The sequence below is a fragment of the Bradyrhizobium diazoefficiens USDA 110 genome (genome assembly GCF_000011365.1).
In the GTDB taxonomy this organism is placed as follows: Bacteria; Pseudomonadota; Alphaproteobacteria; order Rhizobiales; family Xanthobacteraceae; genus Bradyrhizobium; species Bradyrhizobium diazoefficiens.
The window spans coordinates 7013800-7033600 of record NC_004463.1 but is presented as its reverse complement, the minus strand read 5'-3'; the positions used below and the strand labels follow the sequence as shown (position 1 = coordinate 7033600).

19 protein-coding genes and 1 pseudogene are annotated in these 19801 nt (G+C 63.8%); 18 read left to right on the top strand and 2 right to left on the bottom strand.

Features of this window, described 5'->3' with window-relative positions; translation table 11 throughout:
- Positions 1-164: 164 nt before the first annotated feature.
- On the bottom strand, positions 165-1103 hold the full coding sequence (locus BJA_RS32325) for a LysR family transcriptional regulator (RefSeq protein ID WP_063921641.1): 939 nt from the start codon (positions 1101-1103) through the stop codon (positions 165-167).
- Positions 1104-1215: 112 nt separating this feature from the next.
- Here BJA_RS32325 and BJA_RS32320 point away from each other — a divergent pair, with 112 nt between their 5' ends.
- From BJA_RS32320 to BJA_RS42665, 5 genes and pseudogenes are all read left to right on the top strand, one after another.
- Positions 1216-1932 carry an IclR family transcriptional regulator gene (locus BJA_RS32320; RefSeq protein WP_082901054.1) on the top strand — a complete coding sequence of 239 codons (717 nt, stop codon included), beginning with the start codon at positions 1216-1218 and terminating at the stop codon, positions 1930-1932.
- Positions 1933-1969: 37 nt separating this feature from the next.
- Complete coding sequence (locus BJA_RS32315) at positions 1970-2350, top strand: AMP-binding protein (protein ID WP_063921516.1); 381 nt, start codon at positions 1970-1972, stop codon at positions 2348-2350.
- Positions 2350-2706 carry a Zn-ribbon domain-containing OB-fold protein gene (locus BJA_RS42675; protein ID WP_011089121.1) on the top strand — a complete coding sequence of 119 codons (357 nt, stop codon included), beginning with the start codon at positions 2350-2352 and terminating at the stop codon, positions 2704-2706. The genes BJA_RS32315 and BJA_RS42675 overlap by 1 nt, the downstream gene beginning before the upstream one ends.
- Positions 2707-2940 (top strand): OB-fold domain-containing protein, encoded by a 234-nt coding sequence (locus BJA_RS42670; RefSeq protein ID WP_082901053.1) that lies wholly within the window; start codon positions 2707-2709, stop codon positions 2938-2940.
- A pseudogene (locus BJA_RS42665) lies at positions 2868-4155 on the top strand (CaiB/BaiF CoA transferase family protein). The gene BJA_RS42670 and the pseudogene BJA_RS42665 overlap by 73 nt, the downstream one beginning before the upstream one ends.
- A 136-nt stretch (positions 4156-4291) precedes the next feature.
- Here the strand turns inward: BJA_RS42665 and BJA_RS32300 are convergent.
- Positions 4292-5311, bottom strand: a complete 1020-nt coding sequence (locus tag BJA_RS32300; RefSeq protein WP_162494143.1) for a LacI family DNA-binding transcriptional regulator — start codon at positions 5309-5311, stop codon at positions 4292-4294.
- 216 nt (positions 5312-5527) lie between these two features.
- Here BJA_RS32300 and BJA_RS32295 point away from each other — a divergent pair, with 216 nt between their 5' ends.
- From BJA_RS32295 to BJA_RS32235, 13 genes are all read left to right on the top strand, one after another.
- A complete protein-coding gene (locus BJA_RS32295; protein ID WP_011089117.1) occupies positions 5528-6757 on the top strand; it encodes an acyl-CoA dehydrogenase family protein in 1230 nt (409 codons plus the stop codon).
- Positions 6754-8919: an acetate--CoA ligase family protein gene (locus BJA_RS32290; RefSeq protein ID WP_063921515.1), complete on the top strand. Its 2166-nt coding sequence runs from the start codon at positions 6754-6756 to the stop codon at positions 8917-8919. The genes BJA_RS32295 and BJA_RS32290 overlap by 4 nt, the downstream gene beginning before the upstream one ends.
- Positions 8920-9074: 155 nt before the next feature.
- Positions 9075-9899, top strand: coding sequence for a Bug family tripartite tricarboxylate transporter substrate binding protein (locus tag BJA_RS32285; RefSeq protein WP_162494142.1), 825 nt, complete (start codon positions 9075-9077; stop codon positions 9897-9899).
- 38 nt (positions 9900-9937) lie between these two features.
- Positions 9938-10744: a citryl-CoA lyase gene (locus BJA_RS32280; RefSeq protein ID WP_011089114.1), complete on the top strand. Its 807-nt coding sequence runs from the start codon at positions 9938-9940 to the stop codon at positions 10742-10744.
- 14 nt (positions 10745-10758) lie between these two features.
- Entirely contained in the window at positions 10759-11616 is an 858-nt protein-coding gene (locus tag BJA_RS32275) for a MaoC/PaaZ C-terminal domain-containing protein (RefSeq protein WP_236842109.1), read from the top strand.
- A gap of 176 nt (positions 11617-11792) precedes the next feature.
- Complete coding sequence (locus tag BJA_RS32270) at positions 11793-12713, top strand: SDR family NAD(P)-dependent oxidoreductase (protein WP_011089112.1); 921 nt, start codon at positions 11793-11795, stop codon at positions 12711-12713.
- 390 nt (positions 12714-13103) lie between these two features.
- The gene (locus tag BJA_RS32265) at positions 13104-14291 is read left to right on the top strand and encodes an ABC transporter substrate-binding protein (RefSeq protein WP_011089111.1); all 1188 of its coding nucleotides are present in this window, start codon (positions 13104-13106) and stop codon (positions 14289-14291) included.
- Positions 14292-14303: 12 nt separating this feature from the next.
- Positions 14304-15170, top strand: a complete 867-nt coding sequence (locus tag BJA_RS32260; RefSeq protein WP_011089110.1) for a branched-chain amino acid ABC transporter permease — start codon at positions 14304-14306, stop codon at positions 15168-15170.
- Positions 15171-15173: 3 nt separating this feature from the next.
- Positions 15174-16208, top strand: coding sequence for a branched-chain amino acid ABC transporter permease (locus BJA_RS32255; protein WP_011089109.1), 1035 nt, complete (start codon positions 15174-15176; stop codon positions 16206-16208).
- Positions 16205-17098: an ABC transporter ATP-binding protein gene (locus BJA_RS32250; RefSeq protein ID WP_011089108.1), complete on the top strand. Its 894-nt coding sequence runs from the start codon at positions 16205-16207 to the stop codon at positions 17096-17098. Before BJA_RS32255 ends, BJA_RS32250 begins: the two co-directional genes overlap by 4 nt.
- Positions 17098-17790: a branched-chain amino acid ABC transporter ATP-binding protein gene (locus BJA_RS32245; RefSeq protein WP_011089107.1), complete on the top strand. Its 693-nt coding sequence runs from the start codon at positions 17098-17100 to the stop codon at positions 17788-17790. Before BJA_RS32250 ends, BJA_RS32245 begins: the two co-directional genes overlap by 1 nt.
- A gap of 44 nt (positions 17791-17834) precedes the next feature.
- A complete protein-coding gene (locus BJA_RS32240; RefSeq protein WP_063921514.1) occupies positions 17835-19001 on the top strand; it encodes a CaiB/BaiF CoA transferase family protein in 1167 nt (388 codons plus the stop codon).
- A complete protein-coding gene (locus BJA_RS32235; RefSeq protein ID WP_304500566.1) occupies positions 18901-19785 on the top strand; it encodes an enoyl-CoA hydratase/isomerase family protein in 885 nt (294 codons plus the stop codon). Before BJA_RS32240 ends, BJA_RS32235 begins: the two co-directional genes overlap by 101 nt.
- Positions 19786-19801: the final 16 nt, after the last annotated feature.

The window sequence follows — 19801 nt, the reverse complement described above, 5'->3', positions numbered from 1 at the left end:
AGCTGAATTTGAGAACCGCAGAAGTCCTACTTAACTCCGGGCCTATCGCAGCCGGCTGGGAATAGATGCAAGTGTTGGTGCACAGCGAAACACCGGTTCCGGCTGATTTGCGCGGTCATTTGCGCGTCGCGGCTCTCAATAGAGCTGGTTTCAAGTTCGAAGCCTTAGCGGGGCCGCTGTTTGCCTCGACTGCTTATCCGTGAAGGCGAGCGCCACGCTTCGAGGAGCATCTTGAGAAATTGGCCGGCATGAGGGGATAGCGTCGACCCGTGCCTGCGCACGATTCCGATCGTCCGCGACTCCTCCGGCTCGGTCAACCTGACCGTGTGAATGATCGGATGGCCGGCGGCCGGCGTCGCGAGCCTCGGCAGTACGGCGATGCCCAATCCCGCTTCGACGAGACCGAGCGAACCGGAGAGATGAGCAACTTCATAGGACCAGTTCAGTTGCAGGCCGTATCGCGCCAGCGCATTGTCGATCAACGCACGGTTGCCACTGTTGCGACCGACGGTAATAACCCGGTGCGACACGATATCCGACCAGCTGACCTGTTTACGCGATGCCAACGGATGGTCGTGGCGGCAGGCCAGGACGAAAGGATCTTCAACCAGTTTCTCGAATTCGATTTCGGCATGCGAAGCACCAATGAAATTGATGCCGAAATCGACTTCGCCACGCGCGACCGCCTCCAATCCCTCATTGGCCCCGATGTCCAGAATGCGGATGCGAATGCGCGGATAAGCCTCGGCAAACCGGCCGATCGCGCGCGGCAAGAAATAAAACACCGCCGTCGGCACCGCAGCCACCGAGACTAGGCCTGAACTTCGCGCGCCGATATCATGGATGGCAAGCACCGAGGTCTCGAACTCGTCGATGAGACGGCGCACCTTCGGCAGGAAGTCGCGGCCGGTCATGGTGAGATTGACGTGACGCGTCGAACGTTCGAGCAACGGCGCACCGAGGCTTTCTTCCAGCTTCTGAATGCGTCGGCTGAGCGCCGGCTGCGATAGGTTTAGCGCCTTGGCGGTGCGGACAAAGCTTCCAGTCTCCGCGACGGTGTCAAAGCTGTCGAAGGCGAAGCCCCGCCCCAGAAACCAGGTCATCGGGCAAGCGCAAAGGCCTGCCAGGAAACCGGCCAAGAGCCAGATCAGTGCTCGCAAGCCCGTCGCCACCCGAGGCGAGAAGAGCGACGAGGGCGGTTCGAGCCTGTCCCGCATGCTGGGGACCCTCCAGTTCTTCAGCCGAGCCGAGCCGGTGCTGTCTGCCGAGGCAATCGCCGAAAGGGCCGGCGTTCCCACCAGCACCGCCTATCGCTACGTCAAGCAACTCACGAATGCAGGTCTGCTCATCCGCTGGAAGGGGGGATTCGCCCTGGGGCCGCGGATCATGGAGCTGGATCTGCAGATCAGGGAGTGCGATCCCGTCATCGTCGCCGCGGCCGAGCCGATGGCCGAGCTCTCCAGGCAGACCGGCCTCGAGGTTCTCCTCAGCAAGCTCTATGGACGGACGATCATCACCGTCCACATCGAGACCGGCGGCTCTGGCCGAACGCTGAAGTTCGGCCGCGGCCGGCCGCTTCCCCTGTTTCGCGGCTCCAGCTCGAAGTCCATCGTCGCATTCCTGCCCGCCGCGCGATTGCGGAAGCTTCACGAGGAGGCGCGAGCGAACGGCGACAAGGATGCGCTGGCGCAGGATTGGCCAACGTTCTACGAGGCGATGCTGAGCACCCGCAAAGCCGGGTACAGTCTGACCAAGGGCGAGTTGAATAGCGGCATCGAAGGCATCTCGGCGCCGATCTTCGGCGGCGATCGCGACGTGATTGGCAGTCTGACGTTGATCGGTGATCTCGGACGCATGGCAATGCTGCGCGAAGAGGCGCTGATCGAGGTCGTCCAAAAGACCACGGACCTGATCAGCGAGTCCCTGAAGTAATCGGATTGACGGCGAAAACGACGTGAAGCGCGGCCCAATGCGCCTCGGCGACGCGCCGTCTGCGGTTGGTCGGAACGACCTTCTGGACCTACAATATACGTCCGGCACCACGGGCTTTCCGAAGGGCTGCATGCTTACGCATGACTACTGGATGATCATCGGAAACAACGCTGCCTTCTTCCGCAGCCATGGCGGCGAGGTACGCAATATCCTCATCTGGGCGCCATTCTTCTATATGGACCCGATGTGGCAGTTTCTGATGACCATGGCTCTTGGTGGAACGGCGTTTGTCGCGCGACGAATGAGCCTTACGCGGTTCTACGAATGGCTCGAAAACTACCAGATTCACTACTGTATCTTCCCCGAACCAGCTCTTAACAGCAACAGGCAGGCCCCGCCGATCGCAGATCGTCGCTGATGGACATCAGCATCTACGGCTGGCGCGAAGAGGCCAGGCGTGAGGTGCAGCAGCGCTTTGGCGTGGTGGCGCGCGAGGGATACGGCATGTCTGAAACATGTCTGAAATCGGAGGGGGAACCATGGTGCCGCCTGGGGCGGATCAGATGGCCTATGTTCGGACCTGCGGATTGGTCGCGCCATTTCACGCCGCTGAATGAACCCTATTGGAAATCGCTCGCCGAGGGCAGACTGACCTATCAGCGCTGCCGTAGCTGCGGCCACGCCTGGCTGCCGGCGAGGTCGCAATGTCCGCAATGTCTTTCCGACGATCCGGAGTGGGCCGCCGCCAGCGGCAAGGCGCGGCTCGTGAGCTAGATCGTCTACCACCACGCCTACCACGATAGTGTGGCGGACAAGCTGCCCTACACGGTAGCCGTCGTCGAACTCGACGAAGGGCCGCGCCTGACGAGCAACGTGGTTGACAGCGGCGATCCCGAAAGGCTGAGCATCGATCAACAATTGATCGTGAAGATCGAGTGCGAAGGGGATATCTTCGTGCCTCGCTTCGTGGCCGTTCCCCGGCAAGCGGCGGTGGAGACCACCGCGTGAACAAGGTGGGACAAAACCCGGCCCGGCCAGTGTCCGGTCCTTTGGCCGGCCTGCGCGTTCTCGATCTCAGCCAGGTCTATCTTGGCCCCTACGCGACGTTCCTGATGGCCAAAGCAGGGGCGGAGGTCATCAAGATCGAGCCGCTCCACGGGGAGCCGGCGCGGCGGCGCGGTGAGCTCGGAAGCAGCGCAACGCTGCCGTTCTGCATGCTCAATGCCAACAAGAAGAACGTCACACTCAACCTGAAGGAACAGGCCGGCCGCGAGCTTCTGATCGAGATGGTCAAGCGCGCGGGCGTTCTCGTCGAGACCTTCGCGCCCGGCGTGATGGACAAGCTTGGCGTCGGCTGGAGCGTGCTGCATGAGACCAACCCGCGCCTGATCTACGGTTCAGGCACGGGCTTCGGACTATCTGGACCTGATCGCGACACGCTCGCGATGGATCTGACCGTGCAGGCGATGTCGGGTGTCATGAGCGTGACGGGCGAGCCGGATGGGCCTCCCATGAAAGCCGGCCCGGCGTTCGTGGATTTCATCAGCGGCATCCACCTCTACGGTGGAATAGTCACGGCGCTCTTCGAGCGCGAAAGGACCGGACGTGGGCGGCTCGTCGAAATCGCGATGGAGGAGGCGGGGGTGCATACGTTGGCGTCGAATCTGGGCCTGATGCACCAAAACCAGGCTGTGCCACCTCGAACCGGCAACCGGCACGGCGGCTTGTCGTTGTCGTCTTACAACGTCTACCCCTGCCGCGATGGCCACGTCGCCATCATTTGCATGGGCGAACATCACTGGCAGGCGCTGTGCCGGTCCTTCGGTCACGACGACATCCTGACCGATCCTCGTTTTGCCACCAATGCGCGTCGCGAACATGCAGCAGACGGATGACATGGTCACCGGATGGACCATGACCAGGACGCGTCGGGAATTGCTGGCCGCGGCGAAGGCCTTCCGCTTCCTGTGCGCTCCGGTGCGGGATCTCGCGGAGGTCATGAGCGACCGGCATCTGTTCGAGCGCGGCATGCTGCAGTGGATCGAACATCCGGAGCTGGGGCGTGTCGTCCTTCCCAACAGTCCCCTGCGCTTTCACGGCGTCGATCCCGTTCGAGCCGGGCCGAGCCGCGCTTTGGGGGCAGACAACGAGCCCGTTTACGGAGCCTGGCTTGGGCTTCCGCCCGAAAGGCTTTTGGAGCTGCGTTCCGCCGCAGCCATCTGAGGTTCTCGACCCCGCTCCCGCACGCGTTGGCCTGGATTTGGACCGGGGGCGGACTGCCTCCTCGATCTGCGTCCATTGATGAACCGGTTCATAAGAATTTTCCCAGAGCCGCTCGCCGAGGCGGGTCGCCGGCCGTCTATTTCCGGCGCGATTCCCGCTTTTGCGTCGGCACGAGCGCGACGGCTGCGCACGAATCGCGCACCACGAGCTCCGGCGCGAAAGCGAGCCTGCGTGGCTCCGTGCCGGGGGCTTCGATGCGTTCGAGCAGCATTCGCGCGCAGGTAGCGCCGATTTGCGTAAAGTCCCACCGCAGGACGGAGATTGCTGGATCCGCCAGCAGGGCGAGGTCCGAATCCGCGCCGCCGATGACCGAGATATCGCTGGGAACGTGAAGATGCGTGGCACGGATTGCCTTCAGCACGCCGGGCAGCATGTCGATGCCGCCCGCGATGATCGCCGACGGCCTATTCGCCCGCTCCAGCGCGACGGCGGTCTCCCGGAAACCCGTGGCTGCGTCGAACCCGACCGTACGAACGAGCGTCGGGTCGAGATCGAGCTTCTGCGCGGCGAATGCCCGCTTGTAGCCCTCAACGCGCGCGCGGGCGGGGTAGATGTTCACCGGCCCCGTCAGCAGGAGGATGCGTCGATGCCCGAGCGAGAGAAGGTAGGTGACGGCCTGGTTTACCCCGCTCGCATGATCGACCTGCACGATGTCATGTGTGCCATCGACCTCGCGGTCGAACATCAGGACGGGAAAGTCGAGATCGTTCCGTGCCTGGGCCAGATCCGCGTCGACCTCGGACGATGTCGTGGTGATCAGCCCCTCGATCCGGCGCTGCCGGAAGCGTCGCAGCAGCTCGAGCTCGCGATCCTTCCGGTTGTCCGACGAGCAGATCAGCAGGCCGTAGCCCGCTTCCTCAAACAGATCCTGCGCCGCCCTCACGAAGCTCGCGAGGACGGGCGTGGTGATGTCGCGCACGATGATGCCGATTTCGCGTGAGCGGCCCTTGCGAACCTCTTGTGCCGCACGGTTCGGCACAAAGCCGAGCTGCTTGATCGCAGCCAGCACCCGCGTCCGATAGGCCGCCTCCACGTTCGGCGCTCCGTTGATGACCCTGGAGGCGGTTCCGATGGAGACGTCCGCCTGCTTGGCCACGTCGCGGATAGTGATCCGTTTCACGCAAAAATCTCTCACTGGGGAGTCGTTATGGCTTGTTATACAATGAAAAAACCCGCGCGCCCAGCATCGCGAGGCTGTCGGCTTGACTCGTTGGTGAAACGTTTTATTGTGCGGCGATCGCCGACCCCCGCTGCTGTCGCTTCGCCGCGCGCGGTTCTCCGAAAAATGCGCGATCGGGTACACGGGGAGGACATGGATCTTTCAGTCAGCGAAGAAATCACCGCGATCGGTGATGCTGTTGTGCGCTTCATCGATCGCGAGGTTGCCGCGATCGAACGAGATAACCACGCTTTGCTCTCTTCAGAGCGCCAGCTTTACGACGCCTCCGGTCGCTATGCCCCCGAAGTTGTGGCGCTGCGCAAGCGCGTGCGGATGCGTTCGGCCGAGCTCGGCTTCTACAATCTGTTCGGTCCCACCGAGCTCGGTGGTGAAGGAATGGGTGCCGTGGCGGCAGTGGAGATTCAGGAGCGCGTGAACGCGCATGTAGGTCCTTCCCGAGACCTCGTTCAGACGGTGGTGCTTCCTTCTCCTTTCACCAATGGACTCTCACCCGTCCTTGTCCACCTGGACCGGCAAGTGTTCGAACGGCACCGGAGCGCCCTCGCAAGCGGCGAGAAGACGATGTGCTTCGGGCTTAGCGAGCCGGATGCGGGCTCCGATGTGTTCGGAATGAAGACGCGCGCCGTGAGGGACGGCGACGGCTGGGTCATCACCGGAACGAAGCAGTGGATCACGAACGCGCCGCACGCGGATTACGCGATGATCTTCGCCGTGACGAACGAGGATCTCGTGCGGCAACGCAAGGGCGGAATCACTGGATTCTTCATCGAGACCTCCACGCGAGGCTTCAGTGTCCCGAGCGTGATCCCGACGATGGGACATCTCGGCTCAGAGACGGGCATTATCAGTCTCGATCAGGTGCGGGTACCGGATGAGCAGCGGCTCGGCGCCGTCGACAATGGCCTGTCGGTTGCGATTGGAGGCGTGAGCGTCGGACGGCTCGCAATGGCGGGCTCGTGTATCGGGCTGGCGCGTTGGGCGCTTCGGCAGGCCGTGGACTATGCCGCCATCCGCAAGACCGGCGGGCGGCCAATCGCCAGCCATCAGGCCATTCAGACGATGATCGCGCGTTGCGCAACCGACATCTACGCCGCCAAGTCCATGACCCGGGACTGTGCCTGGCGCATCGACCAGGGACTTCCGGCAACCAAGCAGGTCTCGATGGTGAAGATGTACGCCACAGAGATGCTCAATCGCGTGATGGACCAGTGCATCCAGGTCCACGGTGCGATGGGACTCTCGAACGAGCTCAGGCTGGAGGCTGGGTACCGGTGGGCGCGATTGCTGCGCATTCCGGACGGGACGACGGAGATCCAGCTGCGCACGATCGCCCGGCATGTTCTGGCGGGAGACCTCGAATGAGAGCTCCCGCAACTCTCGACGCACTGTTCGCGCCACGGTCGGTTGCCATCATCGGAGCCTCCAACGACAGCAATCGTATCGGCGGGCGTCCCCTGCGCTATCTGCGCGAAGCCGGTTTCGCCGGTGCCGTGTATCCCGTCAATCCTCGCCGTAATGAGGTGCAGGGCCTTCGCGCCTATGCCGACGTCCGCGATATTCCGGGGCCGGTGGATCTTGCCATCGTCATCGTGAGCGCTGACCTCGTGGTCGAGACGATCGAGGCCTGCGCCGAGAAGGGGATCGGCTGCGCCATCATCTTCTCCTCTGGCTTTGCCGAAGTGGGGCCGGAGGGCGCGCGGCGGCAGCAGCGCATCGAGGAGATTGCCCGGGCAGCTGGAATGCGTCTGCTCGGTCCCAACTGCCTCGGTGCATTCAATTCGCATTCGGGCTTCTTTGGCACCTTCACGCAGGCCTTCGATACCGGTGTCATGTTCCCGGGAGAGCTTGGCGTCGTCAGCCAGAGCGGTGCGGCCGGGGCACACCTCGCCTATATGTGCCGCCAGCGCTGCATCGGCATCGGGCACTGGATCACCACCGGCAACGAGGCGGACATCGAGGTGTCGGAGTGCGTCGAATGGATGGCGCACGCCCCGCACGTGAAGGTGATCGCGCTGTTTGTCGAGGCGATCCGCAATGGACCGAGATTCGTGCGTGCGCTGGAAGCTGCTCGTGAGCACGGCAAGCCGGTCATCGCGATCAAGGTTGGGCGCTCCGCGGCGGGCGCGCTCGCCGCAGCGTCCCATACGGGCGCGCTCGTTGGAGAGGACAAGATCTACGATGCGGTGTTGCGCCAGCACGGCGCCTATCGGGCCGAAAGCATCGACGAGCTCCTCGACCTGACCTATGCCAGCCTCCAGGGCCGCTTCCCATCCAACTCGCGGCTCGGCATCGTGACGACCTCGGGTGGACTCGGCATTCTCGCAGCGGATGCGGCGGTCCAGGTGGGGCTTGCCGTCGCCCCGCTGAACGAAGGCGCGCGGGGCAAGATCACCGCCATGATCCCGTTCGCGGGAACGCGCAACCCCATCGACGTCACGGCTCAAGGCGTCAACGAGCCGATCCTCATCAGCCGCTCCATCGCGTGTGCGCTCAACGAAGGAGGATACGGATCGCTCGTCTGCTTTCTCACCAGCGCGCCGGCCGTTCCGAGCATTGGCACCCCTCTGCTCCAGGCCCTCGTCTCGCTGAGGCAGGACCATCCTGACGCCGTCATTGCGCTCGAGATGGTCGTGCCGCCGGAAATTCGGCGGCAGTACGAGGAGGCCGGCTTCCTCGTCTTCGAGGACCTCCATCGCGCCATTCGGACGCTCCATGCGCTCGACGTCATCCGAAACGGGTTCGCATTACAGCCTTCCTGCGTCCCTGATGCGCCTGCGGCAACCGCGCTGCCTGATGTCGCCGACGAGTACAATGCCAAGCTTCTGCTCGGCAGGCACGGCATCCCGGTCCTTGCGGAGCGGGTCGTGTCCACGCCTGCGCAGGCGGCCGAGGCCGCGCGGGAGGTTGGGCTTCCGGTGGTGCTGAAGATCGTCTCCCCGGACATTCCGCACAAGACGGAAGTGGGCGGCGTCGTGCTCGACGTGCGCACGGTGGAGGCGGCCGAGGAGCAGGCGAGGGCGCTTCTGCACCGCGTTGCTGAAGCCAGGCCGGATGCGCGCATTAGCGGCATTCTGGTTTCGCCGATGCGAAGCGGAGGGATCGAATCGATCTGCGGCGTCGTCAACGATGCCGTTTTCGGGCCCGTCGTCGTGTTCGGCCTCGGAGGCATCCATGTCGAGCTCCTGCGAGACGTCTCGTTCAGGCTCGCACCTTTCGATGAAGCTGAAGCCCACCGCATGATCCGCGAGATTCGCGGCGCGCAGATCCTGTTGGGCGCACGCGGTGGGGCGCGGGGGGACGTGGATGCGTTGGCCCGCAGTTTGGCAGCCCTGTCGCGCTTCGCTGTCGCGCACCGAGATCAGGTGGCCGAGGTCGACATCAATCCAATGATGGTTCTTCCGGAAGGCGAGGGCGTGGTCGCACTCGACGCGCTCATCGTGCGGAGCGAAAGCGCGCGCCCGCAATCCGTGTCGAACATCCCGCATGGTGCCGAGAACCGAGAAGACCGGAGTGTACTGGCATGACGTCGAGACGTGAACTTCTCAGCGGCGCTCTGCTGGTGGGCTTGTGCGCCGCGACTGGACCCATTCTCGCCCAGCCGGCGGGCTGGCCGAGCAAGACTATTCGGCTGATCGTTCCGTTTCCCGCCGGCGGCCCCAGCGACGCGCACGCCCGCTACGTGGCGGCCGGCGTCGCCGAGGTGCTCGGAGCAACCGTTATCGTGGAGAACGTTGGCGGCGCGGCCGGCACGATCGGCATGATGCAGGTGGCGCGCGCCGTGCCCGACGGCTACACGATCGGGCTCGGCCACGTCGGCACCCAGGCGGTCAACCCGCACGTGCAGAAGAATATCCCCTACGACCCTTTCAAGGCTTTCGTTCCAGTCGCGCAACTGGCCGAGTACCATAGCGTGCTTCTGATAAATCCCAACCTCCCCTACAAGACGCTGGCGGATCTTCTCGCCGCCGCGAAAGCAAAGCCGGAGACGATCACCTACGGCTCGGCAGGGTTGGGCTCGACCAACCACCTCGCCACGGAGCAGCTTGCCCGCGCGGCCGGGGTGAAGTTCGTCCACGTGCCCTACAAGGGATATGCCCCGGCGCGAACCGACCTGCTGGCGGGCAATATCGATTTCATGTTCGACGTGTGGAGCAGCAGCGCGGCCGATTTCATCAAGTCCGGCACGTTGCGCGCGCTTGCCACCACGGCGCCCACGCCCGACAAGAGCCCCGACAACATTCCCCTGATCTCCGAAACTTTTCCCGGATTCAAGGCGACGGGCTGGACGGGCATCTTTGCGCCGGCCGGTACGCCGCCGCAGATCGTCGCGCGGCTCAGCGACGCGATCGCGCGAACGCTCAGGAAGCCCGACGCGCGATCGACCTTCGAGTCATCCGGCTATGAGGTCGCCTACGCTTCGGGTGAAGAACTCGCCGAGACGATGCGGAAGGATGATGCAGAACTCGGCGCGCTCATCAGGGCGCTCGACGTCGATTCGAATTGAGCGCGCCGCTCCAGGCGAACAGTAAGTGGAAAGCCCCGATGCGTAAGACCAAACCCATTCGCTCCGACATTGCATGGAGCACGCCCGACCGGATAACCGTCCGCGGGAAAGATATGGCCAGCGAGATTCTCGGCCATATGAATCTCGGAGATATGGCCTTTCTCCAACTGACAGGGAAGGGGCCCACCCCGGAGCAGTCGCGCGTGTTCAACGCCATGCTCATCACCCTCGTGGAGCATGGAATTACGCCGAGTGCCATCGTTGCGCGGATGACCTATGCGGGTGCCCCGGAATCGCTCCAGGCCGCCGTCGCGGCCGGGCTGTGCGGACTCGGAACGGTGTTCGTCGGCAGCACCGAGGGCGCGGCCCGCATGCTCTACGAAGCCGTTCAGGCTGCAGCGGACACGTCGGATCTCGAGAGGGTCGCCAGTGCCACGGTCGATGCCTTTCGCGCTCGGAAAGAGATTGTTCCTGGGATCGGCCATCCCTACCACAAACCCGTCGATCCGCGCGCGCCCCGCCTGTTCGAGATCGCGGCCGAGAACGGAATGGCCGGACGCTATACGACACTCATGAGCCTGATCGCCCGCCAGGCCGAGGCCAAGTCGGGCAAGCCTCTGCCGGTCAACGCCACCGGTGCCATTGGCGCCATCTGCTGCGAGTTCGGCTTTCCCTGGAAAGTAGTGCGGGGCTTCGGAGTCATGGCGCGGGCGATCGGTCTCGTGGGGCACATCCTCGAGGAATCTCAGCAGCCCATGGCCATGGAAATCCTCTGGCGAACCGAAGAGGAGGCCGCCCGGCACCTGCGGCCCACGTCCGCTTCCGCCGACGGGGTGACGTCGTGATCGACTATGGGCGCGTGAAGAATTGGAAGTTCCCTGAGGTCGAACACACATACTCGCAGCGCGATACGATGCTCTATGCGCTGGGGCTCGGACTGGGCGCCGAGCCGCTCAGTTCCGCGCACCTCGCCTTCGTGTACGAGCAGGGGGAGGAGCCGTTGCGCGCGGTGCCGAGCATGGCATGCGTGCTCGCCCTGCCCGGCCAGTGGGTGCGGGACCCCGCGACGGGAATCGACTGGATCAAGCTGGTTCACGGCGAGCAGAGGCTCGAAATCCTCAGACCCCTTCCGGCGGAAGGCACCGTCGTCGGTCGCACGCGGGTGACGAGCGTCGTCGACAAGGGGGAAGGCAGGGGCGCGCTCGTGCATACGGAGCGCGTCGTCCATGACAAGGCCTCCGGGGCACATCTCGCCACCGTCCAGGAGGTCCGCTTCTGCCGTGGCGACGGCGGCTACAGCGCCGCGGGCCAGCCGAGCGATCAGGCGCCTCCTGCGCTGAAGGCGGTGCCGGACAGCCCGCCCGACGCCGTGTGGCAAGTCGCGACGCGGCGCGACATGGCGCTGATCTATCGCCTGTCGGGTGACTACAATCCGCTGCATGCGGATCCGAAGGTCGCCCGGATCGCAGGATATGAGCGTCCGATCCTCCATGGCCTGGCGACCTACGGACTGGCCTGCCGGGCGCTGCTGGAGACGTGTTGCGAGGGGCGGGTCGAGCGCCTGCGTGGCCTCGACGCCAGGTTCACGGCGCCCGTCCTTCCGGGCGATTCCATCGCGGTTCACATGTGGCGCGTGGGGACGGATGTCGCGTTCCGCGCCATCGCCACCGAACGCGGCGTCGTGGTGCTCAACCACGGCAATGCCCGGTTGGCCTAGAGCCGCGCCTGCACATCGGGCGATTTCAGTGATCACGCCGGCTCAGTCCGATCCGGCCTGCCGGGGGAAGGCCGCCTGCCTCTCGGAGCTTTGAAATATCGGGCGGCGATCCGTCGATTGGGTGCGCACCGTCCGCAAGGCGGCGACGCCCGACGAACAACTGAGAAGGCGAAGACATGACGAGTGAGGTGCGGCTGGACGGCAAGGTCGTCATTGTGACCGGAGCCGGCGGAGGAATCGGGCACTCCATCGCCCTACTGATGGGCGCACGCGGCGCGAAGGTCGTGGTCAACGACATCGGCGCATCGGTCAGCGGCGAGGGCGCCGACGTGGGACCGGCCCAATCGGTTGCGACGGAGATCAGGGCGGCCGGTGGGGAGGCCGTGGCAAATACCGACAGCGTCGCCGAAGCCGTCTCTGCCAACCGGATCGTCGTCCAGGCTCTCGACACCTTCGGAAGGATAGACTGCGTCGTCAACAACGCGGGTATTCTAAGAGACAGATATTTCCACAAGATGAGTCGGGACGAGTGGAATGCCGTCATCAAGGTGCATCTCTACGGCGCCTTCCACGTGAGCAGGGCCGCTGCTCCCCACATGCGGGAACAGCAGGGCGGCGCCTTCGTGCACATGACGTCCACGTCCGGCCTGATCGGCAATTACGGCCAGTCGAACTATGCCGCGGCGAAGATGGGCATCGTCGGTCTGTCGAAGATCATCGCGCTCGACATGCACAAGTTCAACGTGCGGTCCAACTGCATTTCGCCGTTCGCCTGGAGCCGCATGGTCGGCGCCATTCCGACCGATACGCCAGAGCAGCAGGCGCGCGTGGAAAAGGTCAAGCAGATGACCCCCGACAAGATCGCGCCGCTCGCCGTCTATCTCGGCAGCGACAGTGCCGCCGCCGTGAACGGGCAGGTCTTTGTCGTCCGCAACAACGAGATCATGCTGATGTCCCAACCGCGGCCGCTGCGCTCGGTGCAGAGGACGGAAGGATGGACCCCCGAGACCATCGCAGATCACGCGATGCCTGCGATGCGCGCGTCGTTCTTCGATCTCGACCGTTCCAGCGACGTGTTCTGCTGGGACCCGGTCTGAGACGACCGGACGAGCAATCGGTGACCGCGCCAACCTCAAGGCCGGTAGCCGATTGGATCGGCCAGTCTCGAGTGTCTGGCCAAACGGCTTGGCCCTTCCTGCGCGCACGGTGTGACCTTTGCAGGGATGCGCCGCTCTCGCGGCGCCCCGGATGACGTCGGGGCCCGTGCAGAATTCTCAACTCCAAATGAATCGTTTCATTGACTTGAAGCTGCGTGGAGTGCATAAGCCTGTCTCAAGAAACGACCCGAGGGCACGACCGGCTGGGGTATTGGCGAAATATTCCGGGAAAAAGCTGATAAATGTTTCTCGGTGGCCTGCGTCGCGCAGCGGGGTGCGCAGTGCGTTTCGGACTTAGAACAATGAAACGATCTATACAGGAGGGAAGAAATGAAGATCACACGGCGTGATTTCGTGATGGCTGGAGCGGCGATGGCCGCACTGAGCACGTTCGCCGGCAGCGCTGGAGCCGCCGGGACCCAGGAGCTCAAGATCGGCGTTGTCGGCGTGCTGTCCGGGCCCGCGGCGCAGTGGGGATTGGCACTCAAAGGCGCGGTGGAGTTCGTGGCCGCCGAGGCAAATCGCGACGACCTGATCAAGATCGACGGCGCTCCGTGCCAGGTCAGCGTCGTGGCCATCGACAGCAAGTATACGGCGGAAGGCGGAGCGGCAGCGGCGAATGCGCTAGCGGGCCAGGGAGTAAAGTTCATCATCGGCGCAATCGGCTCGCCCGAACTGACCGGGCTCAAGCCGATTGCCAAACGCAACTCGATGCTGGTGTTGGCCAGCAGCTACGCCAAGGATGCGATCGGGGCGCAATGGCCGCTGGTCTTCCACGTGGGACCGGGGCCGTCGGGTTGGGCTGATCCGATCATCAAGATCGCCAAGCAGAAATTCGGAATGAAGAGCGTCGTGCTGGTTGCGCCGAATGATCAAGGCGGAACGGATATCGCTCCGGTCGAGGCCGAGGCCTACAAGAAGAACGGTATTGCGGCCACCGAAGAATACTATCAGCGTGGCACGACCAACTTTGCGCCGCTTGTGACGCGCATCATGAACCAGAAGCCGGAGGCGGTTGATCTTGCCTCTTCGCCGACGGGAGACGCCGGCATCCTGGTTAAGCAATTGCGCCAGGCGGGTTTCGAGGGACCCATCGGGCGGCTCGGAGGGCCGGGCTATAGCGAGATTTCGCGGGTCGCCGGTGGAGACCCCGTTCTCAAGAATTTCTATTGGTACGAGCCCATCGTCGTCGACGAAAAGGCTCAGATGATCGCCGAAGATTACAAGAAGATGATGGGCGCGGACCGGCCCGAGAACAATCTCTTCTTCCAGTGGGTGTCAGGTGTCCGGATGGTGCTCAAGGCGATCGCCAAGGCCGGGACGGTCACCGACACGGAGAAGGTGGCGGAGGCATTGCGCTCCCTGCCGGTGACGGATCCGAACATCGGGACGGGGCACTGGATCGGCAAGGAGTTCTTCGGCGTCAATCAGGAGCTCTCCTTCCCGTTCGGCGTGGGTCTCGTCACCGACGGCCAGCTGCAGCCGATCACGCGCGTCGAAGCCGCCACCGGCAAATAGCGAGCCTTATCCGTGGAAGGCATCGTCGCCACACTCCTCATCGGTGTCAGCCTGGGCGCGCAGTACGCGCTGCTCGCCCTTGGCTTCACCCTGGTCTTCGGCATCCTGGGCGTGGTCAACTTCGCTCACGGCGGCTTCTACGTCCTCGGCGGGTATCTCGCCTACTCGTCAATGGCGTTCCTGGGCGCGCCGTACCTGATCGCGGTGATCGTTGCGGCGCTGGGTACAGCCGCGCTCGGATACCTGTTCGAGCGCTTCCTGCTCGATCGACTGGTCAATGACCACCTTTCAACGCTCATGCTGACGCTCGGATTGTACCTGATGATGTCGAGCGGCCTCCTTGCCGTTTTCGGGCCGCAATCGCCCGCGTTCACCTTTCCCTTGACCGGTGTCCTGCGCTGGCACGGGTTCTTCATTCCGATCGAAAACCTCGTGGTTCTCGTCGTATGCCTGGTCGGCATATCCTCGGTGTACGCGCTGATGTATCGCAGTGACTTCGGCCGCGCGCTTCGCGCTCTCGCCGATGATCGGGCCGTGGCGACCGCTCAGGGCCTGAGGCCGAAACTCCTGTTTCCCGCGGCGTTTGCGCTGGCGACCGGACTTGCGGGACTCACGGGCGCGCTGGTCACGCCGATCCTTTCGCTTGCGCCACACGTTGGCGATCCCGTGCTGGCGACCTCATTTCTCATCGTGATCCTCGGCGGTCTCGGGAGCATCGGAGGGGCGACCGCTGCGGCGTTCCTCGTGGGGATGGTGGAGGCGTTTTCGGCCGTCTACCTCGGAGGGTCAAAGGGCGCCTTGGTGCTGTTTGTACTCGTGCTTCTCATGCTCGTGGTGAAGCCCGCGGGTCTGTTCGGTCAGCGTGTGCGTGGAGCCTGAATCATGCTGATGTCAAATCAAGAAGCCGCACGAAGTGGCAGGCTGCCGGCTGTGGCGAGCATCGCGGCAATCGCGCTCACGTTCGTCGTTCCGTGGAGCACCGAGAATCCGGCGATCTACTCGCTGGTGGATCAAATGCTCATCGCCGTCACGGCAGCGTTCAGCGTCTTCATCATGCTGCGCATGAATCTCATGACGTTCGCCGTCCCGACGTTCATGGCAATCGGGGCATATACCTCTGCTCTCCTGGGGCTTCGCCACGGGGTGACCGATGTCCTGATCCTGGGGGCGTGCAGTTTCCTCGTGCCCATGCTGTTCGCGCTTCCGCTCGGGGCGCTGGTGCTCCGTCTGACCGGTGTCTATTTCGTCCTCGTCACCTTCGTTCTGACCGAGATTACGCAACTCGTCCTGTTCGAGACCCCGGGATTGACCGGCGGATCGAACGGTCTTGTCGGCATGCCGGCGGTGACGCTCTTCGGTTTCGAACTGGGCGACAACAGGGGCGTCCTGCTCATCACGATCGGTCTCGCGCTCGCCGGAGCGCTGATAACGTCGGCCGTGACTCTCGGCCTGCGCCAGCATTTCGCGGCCATCGAGGAGAATGAGCTGCTCGCTCAAAGCCTTGGTCTCGTGGTTTGGCACTACAAGTCGTTCGGCTTTGCCGTTGCCGCAGGAGTGGCCGGACTGGCAGGCTTCGCCCTCGCAAATATGTTGCTAACGGCGCATCCGACGTCGTTCAGTCCGCTATCATCGGTAAACTACATCGCCTACGTGATCATCGGCGGCAAAGCCAACATGCTCGGTCCGATCGTCGGCGCAATCCTGCTGGTATGGGCCGGAGACGCGTTTGCATTCCGCGGCGAGTATTCACAACTCCTCTTTGGCTCGCTGATCGTCCTGGTAGTCCTCGTCGCGCGGGATGGTGTGCTTGGAACTCTGCAGCGAGTCTTGCGGTCCTTTACCTCCTCCGGCGCCAGCCGCTCGCGGCACACCGCGTCGACGATATCGACCTCGACCGTCACGGAGTCGCGGCCATGATGTTCGCGAGTCGATCGCCGGAGAGTGAGAAAGACGCCGGCGCGATAGGGCGTGGAACCTCGCTTAACGTCCTCGAGGACCTTAGCCCGGGCAACTTGCACGGTGTCATGGGCCCCCGCAACATCGAAAGGACCGCCGTGGTTTCCCCCGAGGACCGCAAGGGCGCCACGTTGATAGTCGAAGGCATCCGGAAGAGCTTTGGTGGCCTTCATGTGTTCAGCGATGTGAGCTTTACGGTCGCTCCGGGCGAAGTCTTGGGCATCATCGGGCCGAACGGCGCCGGCAAGACGACGCTCATCAACGTCGTCTGCGGAATGCTGCGACCAAGCGCCGGACGAGTTCTGCTCGGCGGTGAGGACATAACCGGAGGGCCGATACACGCGAGCAGTCGCCGCGGCGTCATCCGGAGTTTCCAGCAAACGAATACATTTCGTAACGCGACGATCCGGGAAAATATCTCTCGAGCAGTGCGATTCAGTCGAGGCGAGAGCAGTGCTTGGAAAAAGCTCTCTCCGCTGGTCGAGGCATTCGGGCTCGAGCCCTATCTCTCGGTGCAGAGCGACAAGCTGCCCTATGGGTTGCAGAAAATGCTCGGATTGGTTCTGGTCTGCGCGACGAGTCCGAAGGTGCTCCTTCTTGACGAGCCCGCGGCCGGGCTGGAGCACCGGGAACGCCCGCGGATCGACATCTTCGTCGATCACATGAGGCGTGAGTTCGGTTGCGCAGTCGTGATCGTCGAGCACGACATGGAACTGGTGCGCAGGCTCTGTCCGAGGGTCCTCGTGCTTGATTCCGGGCGGGTGCTGGCCGAAGGCGATCCGGCGGAGGTGCTTTCTCGAAAGGATGTCATCGACGCCTATCTCGGAGCGGTCGACGAGGAGGCGCGTTGATGCTGACAGTCCGGAACCTCGAGTTGCACTACGGCGGAATCGCCGCGCTGCGCGGCATATCGATCGACGTGCAGAAGGGCGAGACGGTTCTATTGGTCGGCGCCAACGGAGCCGGCAAGTCGAGCCTCATCAATGCCGTGATCGGTCTCGTCGCCTCCTCGCAAGGTGTTATGAGCTTCAACGGCAAGGACATCACTCGTGCTTCGTGCGATGCTCGCGCCCGGGCCGGGATCGGCTATTCGCCCGAGGGACGTCGCGTGTTTCCCACCATGTCGGTGCGCGACAATGTTCTGAGCGGCGCCTGCAGGCGCGGCGCGGTGCTGCAGCGCGACGCCTGGCAATGGCTCTGCGGCATCTTCCCGCTGCTGAGCGAGCGCTCCGAGCACCCGGCCGGTCAGTTGTCGGGCGGCCAGCAGCAGGTCGTCGCGATCGCCCGGGCGATGGCTTCGTCCCCGAAGCTCCTGCTGCTGGATGAGCCTTTCCTCGGGCTTGCACCGGTCTGGATCGCACGGATCAGCGAGGCCATCCGGCACATGCAGTCGCGGGGCACGACCATCCTGATGACAGAGCAGATGGCACGTCCGGCGCTGAAGCTCGCGACCCGCGGTTACGTCGTACGCGGCGGCGAGATCCGACGCAGCGGCAGTATCGAGGAAATCCGCGAGGTCGCTCTCGCGGAAGAGTACCTCTAATGACGGCGGACAATGCGATGCCGCGACTGGGAGTTTTACGGAAAATGGCGAAGATCGACAGCCCTCTCGAAGGCATCACGGTCGTCGAACTTGGGCACAGCGTGGCGGCTCCCTATGCAGGGCTGATATTGGCCGATCTGGGCGCCCGCGTCATCAAGGTCGAAAATCCCCGCAGCGGCGACTACGCGAGAGGTTGGGGGCCGCCATTCTGGCGTGATACGGCGAGCCTCTTTCACGCTCTCAACCGGGGAAAGGAAGGCGTGACCGTCGATTTCGGCGATGCGCAGGACTGCGCGAGGCTGAAATCGCTCATCGTGGAGCAGGCGGATGCGGTCATCCAAAATCTGCGGCCGGGCATCCTCGACAAATTCGGTTTGACCGCCGAAACGCTGCGCGCGGAGAAGCCCGAATTGATCTGGTGCGATATCGGAGCTTTCGGAGCCAAAGGCCCTCTTGCCAACAAGCCGGGCTATGATCCGCTGGCGCAGGCCACCACGGGAATCATGAGCGTGACGGGAGAGGGCGACCGTCCGCCGGTGCGGGTGGGCGTTTCGCTCGTTGACATGGGATCCGGCATGTGGGCCATTATCGGGCTGCTCGCGGGGTTGATCGCACGCATGAACGGCCGTGAAGGGCGAACAGTCTCGACCTCGCTCTACGAGACAGGTCTTGCCTGGATGACCGGGCCGCTCGCAGGCTTTGCCGCGTCCGGAGAGGTGCGCAAACCCCATGGCTCGGGCGCCGCCGAAATCGTGCCCTATCAGGCTTTCCAGGCCAGTGACGGTTGGCTCATGATTGCCGCAGGCAACGACAACCTCTTTCGCAAGCTGTGCGGCGCGCTCGGCCTTGAAGCTCTGAGTGTCGATCCGGCCTTCGTGACGAACGCCGCGCGTGTCGCGAACCGCGACCGGTTGATCCCGCAGATTGAAGTGGCGGCGCTTCGGTACTCTGCCGAGGCCCTTGGCAAGCTTCTGGATGAAGCCGGCGTGCCCAACGCGCCGCTTCTCAGCGTCGATCAGGTCGCGATGCATCCCCAGACCAGCGCGCTCGAGATGACCGTGCGGTGTGTCGGCGACGAGATCGACCTCGTCGGTATACCGCTCGCCTTCGATGGCGCGCGCCCGCGAGCCCGCACGCAAGCTCCGAGACTGGGTGAGCACAACGCAATCCTCCGGACACAAGCGAGCAAGGAGGCGGTCAATGCGAAGTGATTACGAGACGATAGCCACGGAGCGGCGTGACAATCACGTCCTGCTTGTCACGTTGAACCGGCCCGAGGCCTCGAATGCGATGAATACGCAGATGGGCCTCGATTTGATGGAGCTCTTCGAAGGGCTCTCCGTGGATCTGGAGCAGCTTCGCGCCGTGGTCCTGACCGGAAGCGGCACGAAGGCGTTTTGCGCAGGCGGCGATCTGAAACAGCGCAACGGAATGACCGACGAGGCATGGCAGGCCCAGCACCTTGTCTTCGAGCGCATGCTCCGCGCCATCATTGGCTGTCCAATCCCGGTGGTCGCCGCGGTGAACGGCGCGGCCTACGGCGGCGGGTGCGAAATCGCCGCGGCGGTCGACTTCGTCTACGCATCGCGAAACGCGCGGTTTGCCCTGACTGAGGTGACGCTCGGAATCATGCCGGGAGCCGGCGGCACGCAGAATTTGCCCCGCGCCGTCGGCGAGCGCCGGGCCAAGGAGCTCATCCTTTCCGGTTTGCCGTTCACGGCTGAGGAAGCGGAGCGTTGGGGCCTTGTGAACAGGGTGCTGGAGCAAGATCAGTTGCTCGATGCGACGCTCGCGATCGCCGATCGCATCGCCGGCAATGGTCCGCTCTCAGTGCGCCAGGCCAAGCAGTCCATCCATCGCGGCCTTCAGATGTCGTTGGCCGACGGCCTCGCCTTCGAGATCGAAGCATACAACCGTCTTGTGCCGACGGCGGATCGCCGCGAGGGCGTGCTTGCATTCAACGAGCGCCGCAAGCCGACCTTCCAAGGCAAGTAACGACAAGGAAGCCAGA